This window comes from Roseicyclus sp., assembly GCF_965662675.1.
Lineage (GTDB): Bacteria > Pseudomonadota > Alphaproteobacteria > Rhodobacterales > Rhodobacteraceae > Roseicyclus.
Window position 1 is genome coordinate 1 of record NZ_CBFIIK010000101.1, and the last position, 10207, is coordinate 10207.

General features: G+C 63.9%; 12 protein-coding genes. 7 read left to right on the forward strand and 5 right to left on the reverse strand.

Translation table 11 applies throughout. The features are described 5' to 3' along the window. Positions 1–966 (reverse strand): leucyl aminopeptidase family protein (locus ACTG4J_RS12680; protein ID WP_439140042.1); only part of this gene is annotated, 966 nt, incomplete at its 3' end. 152 nt (positions 967–1118) lie between these two features. On the opposite strand from ACTG4J_RS12680, the gene lptF reads away from it, so the two are divergent. The 4 genes from lptF to pdxA all read left to right on the forward strand — a co-directional run bounded on the left by lptF (position 1119) and on the right by pdxA (position 5696). Further along, positions 1119–2276 carry an LPS export ABC transporter permease LptF gene (lptF, locus tag ACTG4J_RS12685; protein ID WP_439140044.1) on the forward strand — a complete coding sequence of 386 codons (1158 nt, stop codon included), beginning with the start codon at positions 1119–1121 and terminating at the stop codon, positions 2274–2276. Further along, the gene (gene lptG, locus ACTG4J_RS12690) at positions 2273–3367 is read left to right on the forward strand and encodes an LPS export ABC transporter permease LptG (RefSeq protein WP_439140046.1); all 1095 of its coding nucleotides are present in this window, start codon (positions 2273–2275) and stop codon (positions 3365–3367) included. The genes lptF and lptG overlap by 4 nt, the downstream gene beginning before the upstream one ends. Before the next feature lie 111 nt (positions 3368–3478). After that, positions 3479–4714 carry a peptidylprolyl isomerase gene (locus tag ACTG4J_RS12695; RefSeq protein ID WP_439140047.1) on the forward strand — a complete coding sequence of 412 codons (1236 nt, stop codon included), beginning with the start codon at positions 3479–3481 and terminating at the stop codon, positions 4712–4714. A 1-nt stretch (position 4715) separates the two neighbouring features. Continuing rightward, entirely contained in the window at positions 4716–5696 is a 981-nt protein-coding gene (gene pdxA, locus ACTG4J_RS12700) for a 4-hydroxythreonine-4-phosphate dehydrogenase PdxA (protein ID WP_439140048.1), read from the forward strand. 21 nt (positions 5697–5717) lie between these two features. On the opposite strand, the gene ACTG4J_RS12705 is transcribed toward pdxA, so the two are convergent. Together ACTG4J_RS12705 and ACTG4J_RS12710 are read right to left on the reverse strand one after the other, a co-directional pair. After that, positions 5718–5912: a hypothetical protein gene (locus tag ACTG4J_RS12705; protein ID WP_439140050.1), complete on the reverse strand. Its 195-nt coding sequence runs from the start codon at positions 5910–5912 to the stop codon at positions 5718–5720. 189 nt (positions 5913–6101) lie between these two features. Beyond that, complete coding sequence (locus ACTG4J_RS12710; protein ID WP_439140051.1) at positions 6102–6419, reverse strand: TraR/DksA family transcriptional regulator; 318 nt, start codon at positions 6417–6419, stop codon at positions 6102–6104. Between the two features lie 154 nt (positions 6420–6573). Here ACTG4J_RS12710 and ACTG4J_RS12715 point away from each other — a divergent pair, with 154 nt between their 5' ends. The 3 genes from ACTG4J_RS12715 to ACTG4J_RS12725 are packed head-to-tail and all read left to right on the forward strand — an operon-like array spanning position 6574 to position 8824. Further along, entirely contained in the window at positions 6574–7005 is a 432-nt protein-coding gene (locus tag ACTG4J_RS12715; protein ID WP_439140053.1) for a TIGR01244 family sulfur transferase, read from the forward strand. A 5-nt stretch (positions 7006–7010) separates the two neighbouring features. Then, positions 7011–7907 (forward strand): DMT family transporter, encoded by an 897-nt coding sequence (locus tag ACTG4J_RS12720; RefSeq protein ID WP_439140055.1) that lies wholly within the window; start codon positions 7011–7013, stop codon positions 7905–7907. Between the two features lie 14 nt (positions 7908–7921). Then, positions 7922–8824, forward strand: coding sequence for a lysophospholipid acyltransferase family protein (locus ACTG4J_RS12725; protein ID WP_439140057.1), 903 nt, complete (start codon positions 7922–7924; stop codon positions 8822–8824). Positions 8825–8832: 8 nt separating this feature from the next. Here ACTG4J_RS12725 and ACTG4J_RS12730 read toward each other — a convergent pair whose 3' ends face one another. Beyond that, a complete protein-coding gene (locus tag ACTG4J_RS12730) occupies positions 8833–9543 on the reverse strand; it encodes a DUF1223 domain-containing protein (protein ID WP_439140058.1) in 711 nt (236 codons plus the stop codon). Positions 9544–9859: 316 nt separating this feature from the next. Further along, on the reverse strand, positions 9860–10207 hold a 348-nt coding region (locus ACTG4J_RS12735; protein WP_439140060.1), incomplete at its 5' end, for a Hint domain-containing protein.

Genomic DNA, 10207 nt, shown 5'->3' on the forward strand with positions numbered 1-10207 from the left:
CGATGTGACCACATCGCCGGGGCGCTGCGCGGTGCCCGATGGCATGTTTTCGACCAGACCGATCAGCGCCACCACATGGGCGGGCGCATGGCGGCGGGCCAGCGCATGCATGACACCCGCCACGACCCCAGCGCCACCCATATCCATAGTCATGTCCTCCATGCCGCCCGGCGGCTTGAGGCTGATCCCGCCCGTATCAAAGACCACGCCCTTGCCGATCAAGGCCAGCGGCGCGCCCTTCGCACCTTTCCACTGGATGACCGCGACCTTGGAGGGGCTTTCCGAGCCCTGCCCCACACCCAAAAGCGCGCCCATGCCCATCTTGGCCAGCGCCGCCTCCTCGATGATCTCAACCTCAAGGCCGAGCGCGCGCATCCCTTCCAGGCGAGCCGCGAAATCGCGTGTGGTCAAGACATTGGCGGGTTCATTGATCAGGTCACGGGTGAAAAACACACCCTCGGCCACGGCCAAAAGCGGGGCTGCAGCAGCGCTGGCCTCATCGGGCTTGGCCACCATGATGGTCGCGTCCTGCGGTTGGTCTTTCTCGCCGGTCTTGTGAGCAGTGAAATCATAGCCACGCAGCGCAAGACCCAGCGCCAGATCGGCAATGCGCGCCGTGCCGCCCGCCGCCACGCAAAGCGCCTCGTTGCCTTTGAACTTGGCCAAGTTTGCACCGGCTTTGCGCGCCTCCTCGGGGCTGGGGCGGCGGGCGAGTTTGACGGCCATCAGCCCCGTCGCCGCCAGACCCACGGGCCAGTTCAGCGCCACCCCCTCGCCGGGTTTGACCTTGTCCCATGCGGGGCCTTCGACCAGCCGGGCCAGCGCGCCACGCGTCACACGGTTCAAGCGCCGCCCCGAAGGATCGAGCTTGCCATCAGGGCTGACCAAAAGGCCGAGCTTGCCCTGAACTTGCGCAAGCGCCTCAAGATCGGTGTCGACGAAAGAAATGGCGATCGGCGATGTCATGGCATGGTTCCTTCTGGGCAGGATCGGCGCGTCCCGGGGCCGGTTCAGGGGTCAACCTAGGGCGGGCTTTCGCCAATGGCCAGATCACCCTCGCACGGGGGCGCAGTTTGGCTTAAAAGAACAGCACATCCCGCCAATCGACGGGAGTTGAGGTGGAGGAGCGCTCGGTGGGGCGGTATGATCGCTATATCTTGTCCCAGCTGGTCGTGCTGTTTGGCTTTTTCAGCCTTGTGCTGATCTCGGTCTACTGGATCAACGAGGCGGTGGACCTGTTCGATTCGCTGGTGGCTGATGGCCAGACATTGCGGGTGTTTCTCGAATTCACCGCACTGACCTTGCCGCAGATCATGATGATGGTGCTGCCGGTCGCAGGGCTTGTGGCCACGCTCTACATCTTCAATCGCTTGATCGGCGAAAGCGAATTGGTGGTGCTGCAGACCGCGGGCCTCTCCGCGGCGCGGCTCTTGCGCCCGGTCTTGATCTTCGGGCTGCTGCTTGGCCTTTTGGTCGGGGTCTTGGGCAATTTCCTGGCACCGGTCGCGCGTGGTCAATTCATCGACCGCAGTGCGGATGTGCAAGCCGATCTGACCGGCCGCTTCTTGCGTGAGGGGCAATTCATCCACCCCACCGCCGGGCTGAGCGTCTATGTGCGCGAGATCACCGAGCAGGGCGAATTCCGCGATCTATTCTTGCAAGACCGCGTCGATCCGGCGACAGAGACCACCTATACCGCCCCGCGTGCATTGTTGTTGGAGGCCAGCAGTGGCCCGCAGCTGGTGATGTTCGATGGGCTGGCACAGACCTATGATGTGACCACGCAGCGATTGACCACGGTTTTGTTCACATCCTTCACCTATGATCTGGGAGCGCTGATCGCCGACCAAGCAAGTGCAAGGACCGAACTTCGCGCGCTTTCCACAAGGGTCTTGATCGGCGCGGATGCGGAGCTTGCGGCCGCTATGGGGCTGTCACTGGCCCAGATGCGCTTTGTCGGCCATGACCGCATCGCACGCGCGCTTTTCGTGATCTTCCCGCCCCTGATCGCCGCGGCCTGCTTGATGCTGGGCGGCTTTTCGCGCTTCGGCGTCTGGCCGCAGATCCTTTTGGCGGTTGTGCTGATCATTCCCTTGCAGATGGTCTGGAATGCGGCCGAGGCCAGCGCGATCCGCAATGTCGACTTGCAGCTTTTGGCCTATGTCCAGCCGCTTCTGGCCGCAGGCCTTGCAGGGGGGCTGACGCTTTTGGCGATGGCGCGCAAACGCAAGCGGCGCGATCGCGCCCCGGCCCGGCCACAGGCGGGCGCAGCATGATCTTGCATTTTTACATCGCGCGCCGCTTCTTGCGGGCCTTGGGGATCGTGACCGCGGTCTTCATCGCGATCTTGTTGCCCATCGATCTGGCCGAGCAACTGCGCCGCATCGGGCCAGAGCTTGGGCTTGGGCCGGTGTTCGAGCTGGCCATACTGAATTTGCCACGCAAACTTTACGAGATGATCCCGCTTTTCGTCTTGTTGGCGACGTTGCTGCTGTTTTTGGGGCTGGCGCGCAGCTCGGAGTTGGTTGTGATCCGCGCTTCGGGCCGTTCGGCGCTGCGGGCTGTCGCCTCGCCGATGATCGTGGCCGCGGGTTTCGGCGCGATGGCGGTGGCGGTGCTGAACCCGATCGTGGCGACCACCTCGCAGCAATATGACATGAAAACCGCGCAATATCGCGGTGCCGAAGAGCGCACGGTATCCGTCACATCCGAGGGGCTTTGGCTGCGCCAAGGCAGCGACACCGAGCAAACCGTGATCCGCGCGGGCGCCACCAATGCCGATGGCACACATCTGTTCGACGTCAGCTTTTTCCAATTCGCCCCCGATGGCACGATCACGGGCCGCATCAATGCCGCCGAGGCGCGCTTGCTGGAGGGCGCATGGGCGCTGCGCGATGCCCGCCAATGGGCCTTGGCCGACACAACCAACCCAGAGGCGAATGTCACGGTCATAGCCGAATACGCGCTGCCCTCCACGCTGACGCGCGACCAGATCCGCGATAGCTTCGGCAAGCCCGAGACAGTGCCGATCTATCAGCTTCCGGGCTTCATCGGGCAACTCAACCAAGCAGGCTTTGCAGCATTGCAACACCGGGTCTGGCTGCAGATGGAGCTTTCCAGCCCCTTGATGCTGGCCGCGATGGTGCTGATCGCAGCAGGGCTGAGCATGCGCCACACCCGCTCGGGCAAGACCGGCGTCATGGTCTTGGCGGCGATCTTGCTGGGCTTCAGCTTGTTTTTCATCCGCTCCTTCGCGCAGGTCTTGGGCGAGAACGGGCAATTACCGATCACCATCGTCGCATGGACACCACCGCTCGCCGCGATTTTGCTGGCCGTGGGGCTGATTTTGCACACCGAGGACGGCTAGGCCGATGCTGACCGACCCACACACGCAGTTGCCTTCGCAGATGAGGCAGTCCAAAAGAAGTTATAAAACCGCGATGAACGCAGACCACGAGCATAACGGAACAAGGACGCGATGAACAAACGCCCGACATTCACGCTCCGCCAGGTTTTGCGCGCATTGGCCTTGGCTTTGCCCTTGGGCCTTGCGCTGCCCCTTGCCCTTGCGGCGCAATCGCCGTTTTCCGCCGCGGCGCGTGTGAATGACGCCATCGTCACCTATTTCGAGATCGAGCAGCGGGCCTTGTTCTTGCAGGTGATCCGCACCCCCGGCGATGTGCGCAACGTGGCGCTTGAGTCGTTGGTCAACGAGCGCCTGCAACTGGCCGAGGCACGCCGCCTCGGTGTCGTGGCCAGTGAGGCGGAGATCGCCGAGGGCATCGCCGAATTCGCCGCCCGCGCCGAGCTGAGCGCCGCGGAGTTTCTCGACGCGATCGGCCAAGAGGGTGTCGCCCCTGAAACCTTCCGCGATTTCGTGGCCAACAATATTTCCTGGCGCAACGTGGTGCAGGCGCGCTTCGGCGCGCGCGCGCGCGCAGCGACCAGCGACGATGCCGTGGCCCGCGCGCTTGCCCATGAACCGCAGCTTGGCAGTGGCCAGATCCTGCTTGCCGAATTGATCGTGCCGGTCACACCCGAAAACCGCGAGACCTTGCGCGATGACTTGGCGCAACTGGCCACAGAGTTGAATTTCGAGATCGATCTTTTCACCGAGGCCGCGCGCCGCTTTTCTGCCGCCCCCACCCGTGAAGAGGGCGGCCTGACAGGATGGCGCGCGCTTGACACCATCCCCGCGCAGCTACGCGAGGATATGATGCTGCTCTCGGTGGGCGAGACCTATGGCCCTGTCGTCTTGGGCCCTGCGATCGGCATTTTCCAGCTGCGCGGCCTGTCGCAAGGCAGCTTCCGCGCGCCCGCCGCCATCTCGATCGATTACGCGACCCTGACCTTGCCCGCGGCAGGCACCGAAGCAGGCCAAGCCGCCAGCGCGGCACTGCGCGCCGAGGTCGATCAATGCGATGATCTCTATGCCCTGCGCCCCGGCGCGTTTACGCGCCAAGATCAGCCGCTTTCGGCCATTCCCACCGATATCGCGATGGTCCTGTCGACGCTCGATACCGACGAGATCGGCTTTACACCCGGTCGCGATGGGACATCGCGCATCGCGGTGATCTTGTGCGCGCGCAATGTCGCCCCGCCCGAAGGCGGGATCGAGGTGGTGCGCCAAGGTCTCTTCGCCGCCCAGCTTGAAGCCAATGCCGTGGCATTGCTGGAAGAGCTGCGCGCCGACGCCATCATCACCTACGACTGAGATGACAGGCCCCGCCCCGATCGCGGTCAGCATCGGCGAGCCCGCAGGGATCGGCCCCGAGATCGCGGTCAAGGCGTGGCAACGCTTGGGCGCGCGGCTGCCGTTTTTCGTGATCGGCGATCCCGCGCATCTGGCCGGCTTCGGTGCCAACCCCGTGCCCATCGCGCGGCCCAGGGATGCCGCCCATGCCGCGCTGAGCGGGCTGCCGGTACTCACCCACCCCTTTGCCGGCCCCGCCATACCCGGCCAGCCCGTCCCTGAAAACGCCGCTGGTGTGATTGCGGCCATCGCGCAGGGGGTAGAGCTGGTCACACGGGGCGAGGCTTCGGCGCTGACCACGCTGCCGATCAACAAAAAGGCGTTGAAGGATGGGGCGGGTTTCCGCTTTCCGGGCCATACCGAGTATCTGGCCCATCTGGCGGGGGTCGAGACCGTCGTGATGATGCTGGCCTGCGCAGCGTTGCGCGTGGTGCCTGCCACGATCCATATCCCCCTATCAGAGGTGCCAGCGGCGCTGAACGCCAAGCTGCTTCGCGACACGATCCGCATCACCCATGCCGCGCTGCGCCGCGATTTCGGCATCGCCGCACCGCGCATCGCCATCGCCGGGCTGAACCCACATGCAGGCGAAGGCGGCACGATGGGCACCGAAGAAGATACCTTGATCGCCCCCGTCATCGCCGATCTCAGCGCCGAGGGTCTGACCCTGTCAGGGCCCCATTCTGCCGACACCATGTTCCACGCAGCCGCGCGCGCACAATATGACGCGGCGGTCGCCATGTATCACGACCAAGCGCTGATCCCGATCAAGACCATCGATTTCGCCGGTGGCGTGAATGTCACGCTGGGGCTGCCCTTTATCCGGACATCGCCCGATCATGGCACGGCCTTCGATATCGCGGGAACGGGCCGGGCCGATCCGACAAGCTTTATCGCGGCGCTGGAAATGGCGCAGCAGATGGCGGGCGCGCGCGGCGCGTAAGCGGCGGGGGCGCGCGTCGATCTAGACCGGCAGATCGTTGAACAGATCCTCATCCGCATCATTGCCATTGGCTGTTGTGACGGCGGGCTTTCGCTTGGAGGCGGCGGCTTGCTGCTTGTCGCTTGGCGCGGCGTCGGGACGGCGCAGGGTCGTTTTCGGCAAGGCAGTGTCAGGGGCTTCGCCCTTGCCGCGTCCTGATGTCGGTGTGTTTGTCATGACTTCTCCTTGGTGGCAGGGGGTGAACACGGTGAAGACCGGCATTTGGGACGATGCCGGCGCGATCAGGCGGCGGGCCACAGCCTGACCCATTCGCGGCGTCAAAAGCAGCGCTGCGATGGCCTTGGAGATGCGCAAATTCGCAAGACGCGCGCGCGGACGGGTTACGCAAGGCATCGGCCCAGATGCCTATGTCGCGCAGCGGCGGCAATGCGGGGTATAAGGCAACAAATCCAGCCGCTTTTCGGTGATCTTCGCACCGCATTGCACGCAGATGCCATACTCGGCCCGATCCATGCGGGCCAATGCGGCGCGGATGCGCGCCATTTCCGCCTCGCCCGATTGGCCGAGCTTTTCCAGCACCTCGTCGCCTTCGCGTTCCAGCGCCAATTCCTCCCAATCCTTGGATTGGTGGCTATCCAACTCGGCGTCGAGCGCGCGCAGGCGCTGGTCCAACACCGCCAAACGGCCTTCCAGCTGTGCGCGGCGTGCGGCAAGATCGTTCATCGGACACTCCTTGGGCGCATGCGGCCCCGTCGCTTGAGGATGTGAACAGTCTACGCCCCGGCCCCGCCATCGGCCTTGATATGCATCAAGCTGGCCTTTTCCTTGCCCGCTGCTTGAGGCACAGTGTCGGCAAGCACAGCCAAGGAGCCCGATAATGGATCTGCGCCAGATCACCGACAGCTACAGCGTCGCCCCGCAACTTGCCCCGACCGACATGGCGGCCTTGGCCGATGCGGGCTTTTCGACCGTGATCTGCAATCGCCCCGATGGTGAAAACCCCGGCCCCCTTCAAGCCGCCGCAATGCAAGCCGCCGCCGAGGCCGCCGGGCTGCATTTCGTCTTCAACCCCGTCATCGGCGGCCAGATGACGATGGATAATGTCGAAGAACAGCGCGACGCGATCGATGCCGCCGATGGGCCGGTCATCGCCTATTGCGCGTCTGGTAACCGTTCGACACTGGTCTGGGCCTTGGGTCAGGCCGGCGATCTGCCCACCGACGAGATCATCGCGCGCGGCGAGGCGTGGGGCTATCAACTCGCATGGCTGCGTCCACAACTCGAGGCGCTGGCCGCCCAGCGGGGCTGAGACGCTTGGCGCGGCTCACACCGGTCGCACAGGGCATCTTGCTGATGCTGGGGGCGATCTTTCTGTTCTCGGCGATGGATGCGACCGCCAAGACGCTGATGGCGCGCTACGATCCCATCCAAGTCGTCTGGGCGCGCTACGCGGGCATGATGGCGGTGGTGGTCGTGGCGCTCGCCCCGCGCCTTGGGCCGCTTTTGCGCACGCGTCATATCGGGCTGCAATTGCTGCGCTCGGCCTTTTTGTTTGCCGCGACATATACGTTTTTCACCGCGATCAGCTTGATGGATATCGCCGCGGCAACGGCGGTGATGCAGGTGCATCCGATGCTGTTGATGCTGGGCGCGGCTGTCGTGCTGCGCGAGGGCTTGGGGCCAAGGCGGATCTTGGGGATCGTGGCGGCGCTGACAGGCGCGCTGATCGTGATCCGGCCGGGATCGGATGTCTTCAGCCCCACCGCGCTATTGCCGCTTTTGGCGGGGCTTTTCTACGCGAGCTATGCGCTGGCCACCCGGTTTTTGGGACGCGATGAGCCGATCCTGACCTCGTTTCTTTACACCGCGATCATCGGCACATTGGCGGCGAGCCTCTTGACCGTACCGGTCTGGCAGGCACCGGCATCTTGGGATTGGGGAATGTTTCTTGCCTTGGGCGTGGTCGGGGCCACTGGTCAGTTCTTGTTGATCCGCTCGCTGACCATCGCCGAAGCGGGCGCGGTTGCGCCGTTCAGCTATGCCGGGGTGATCTTTGCGACCTGCTGGGGCTATTTCGCCTTTGACGAATTGCCCGATGCGCTGACCTTGCTTGGCGCGCTTGTGATCGTGGGGGCCGGGGTTTATGTCTGGCATCGCGAAACCCGCGCTGGGGCCGTGACCCCGACCAAAGCGCCCGTGACAGGCAGATAACCCCGAAGGATCGCATGGCCAAACCTCGCCGCCTCTGGCTCGACTGGACGGTCGATCGCGCCTTGCGTGGCCTGCTTTGGGTCGCGCTGCGCCTGCCCTATCGGTGGCGCGTGCCAATGATGGGGCGGATCTTGCGCGCCTTGGGTGGGATCACGGGCTACCGCGCGCGTGCCGATGAACAACTTGCATGGATTTTCCCGACCCTGACGCCAGCGGCGCGACACACCATTGCGACCGGTGTTCTCGACAACTTCGGCCGCGTTGTGATCGAAAACTATTCGACCGCCGACCAAATGGCATGGGCCGAACGCTGGGTGCCGCATGGTCCGGGGCTGGATGCATGCGAGGCAGCGCAGGCGGCTGGAAAACCGATCCTCTTTGTCTCAGGGCATTTTGGCAATTACCAGGCCGCACGGGCGGCGATGAATGTCCGCGGCTATGCGATGGGTGGGCTGTATCGTCTGATGAACAATCCCTATTCCAACGCCCATTATATCGCCTCGATCGAGGGCGTGGGTGGGGCGGCGTTTCCGCGCGACCGCCGGGGCTTGGCGGGCTTTGTCAAAACCCTCCGCGAGGGGGGGCAAGGCGCGATCTTGATCGATCAATTCATCGCCCAAGGCGCGCTGTTGGATTTTCTGGGCCAGCCTGCACCAACGGCACTGTCAGCCGCCGAAATGGCGTTGAAATACGACACGCTTCTCGTTCCGATCTATGCCGAGCGGCTGGAGAACGGTCTGGATTTCGATATCCAGATCGAGGCGCCGATCACGCATAGCGATGCGCTCACCATGACCCAAGCACTCAACGACAGTCTTGCCGCGCGGGTACGCGCAAAGCCTGCACAATGGCTTTGGATACATCGCCGCTGGAAACCCGATCGCGTCAAGGCCGATCACCCGCCGCAAGCGGATTGAGGCACGGCTCAATCCAAACGCGCCGCCGCCAGGATCGGCCCATGATCGGCTTGCTGCACGATCACCACATGCGGATCGTCTTGCTGGGGGATCACCCGAAAGCGCATCGGCGCCTGCCCGTCCCACTCGCCCACCACCTGCCACGATGTGACGACGTTGAAATGCTGGCTGACGGTGCCAGCCCTTTCGCCATGGGCGATGTTGACCTCGTTATGGGGGCTGTAGCTGACGACTTGCACCACCATGCGCGCAAAGGGTGGCGCGGTCAGCGTTTGCGTCTCTACCGCGAAACCATCGCCATCGGCGGAAATAGCGATGCTGACAGGATCGGGCGTGGCGCGATGAAGCTGCACAAGATCCGAGACCGCCATGGGCCGCACGCCCACGACACGGTCACTGCCGCCCACGATCATCTGCGGTGTATAAACAACGGTCGAGCCTGCGGCATGGCCATAACCATGCTGGCGCGCGGTAAAGGCGGGCTGGGCAAAGGTATCTTGCCAACCGATATAATCCCAGTAATCGACATGCAGCGCCAGCGCGATGACATCTTCGCGACGCGCCAATTCGCCCAAAAGCGCATCAGCAGGCGGACAGGCCGAACAACCCTGCGAGGTGAACAACTCCACCACCACCGGCCCATGGACCTCCTGCGCCGTGGCCGCATGCGCCGCCAACAAAGCGATCAAGCCCGCAGCCCATGTCGCAGCACCCCGCATCCCCATTGCCTTGTCCACTCCTGCCTAAGTTTCGCCTGCTACACCTAGCTCCTCGTGACAACACAAGCCAATCAAGCCTTTGCGACCGAAGTTACAACCCCCGATATGCGCGGTCGAGGAAAACTGGCCATTTCTCCTTGTTTGACACCACGCGAAAGAAAAGGGGCGCCCGAAGGCACCCCCTGTCAGTCCCGATTTTCAGGCGGTTCACGCCGCGGCGGCGGTTGCCTTCGCCAAATCCCGCAGTGCGCAACGCAGCACGCGGTGATCTTCGATCCGTTTGGACGGACGGCCCCGCATCCGCGCGCGTTCGACTTTACGCCGCGCGGGTGATCCCCAGCTTTGCCTTCAGCGCAGCCGGCAGCATCCGCGCGCTGCTGATGCGGGGATAGGCCATTTCGGAAATCACCCGATCCTCGCCGTAGAGCGCGAGATATTCGGCGTAATTGTCAAAGGCCCGCCGCCCGGCATAGTCGACATAGGTCTCGACGGGGGCGCCTTCGGCGAGGATGATGTCGTGATCCTCGGTCTCGATGTGGTAGACGGTGACCCGCTCGGGCAGGTCCGCAACCTCGGTGATCGTGGTGCCGTTCACCAGCACGCTCGCGTTGACCAAAAGCCCCTCGACCAGCAGCGCGTGATCCGCCGTCACCACCAGATCGCG

Excerpts from the sequence above, each read along its gene's own strand:
- lptG (WP_439140046.1), top strand. The coding sequence starts at position 2,273 with ATGATCTTGCATTTTTACATCGCGCGCCGCTTCTTGCGGGCCTTGGGG.
- ACTG4J_RS12695 (WP_439140047.1), top strand. The coding sequence starts at position 3,479 with ATGAACAAACGCCCGACATTCACGCTCCGCCAGGTTTTGCGCGCATTG.
- pdxA (WP_439140048.1), top strand. The coding sequence starts at position 4,716 with ATGACAGGCCCCGCCCCGATCGCGGTCAGCATCGGCGAGCCCGCAGGG.
- ACTG4J_RS12705 (WP_439140050.1), bottom strand. The coding sequence starts at position 5,912 with ATGACAAACACACCGACATCAGGACGCGGCAAGGGCGAAGCCCCTGAC.
- ACTG4J_RS12710 (WP_439140051.1), bottom strand. The coding sequence starts at position 6,419 with ATGAACGATCTTGCCGCACGCCGCGCACAGCTGGAAGGCCGTTTGGCG.
- ACTG4J_RS12715 (WP_439140053.1), top strand. The coding sequence starts at position 6,574 with ATGGATCTGCGCCAGATCACCGACAGCTACAGCGTCGCCCCGCAACTT.
- ACTG4J_RS12725 (WP_439140057.1), top strand. The coding sequence starts at position 7,922 with ATGGCCAAACCTCGCCGCCTCTGGCTCGACTGGACGGTCGATCGCGCC.
- ACTG4J_RS12730 (WP_439140058.1), bottom strand. The coding sequence starts at position 9,543 with ATGCGGGGTGCTGCGACATGGGCTGCGGGCTTGATCGCTTTGTTGGCG.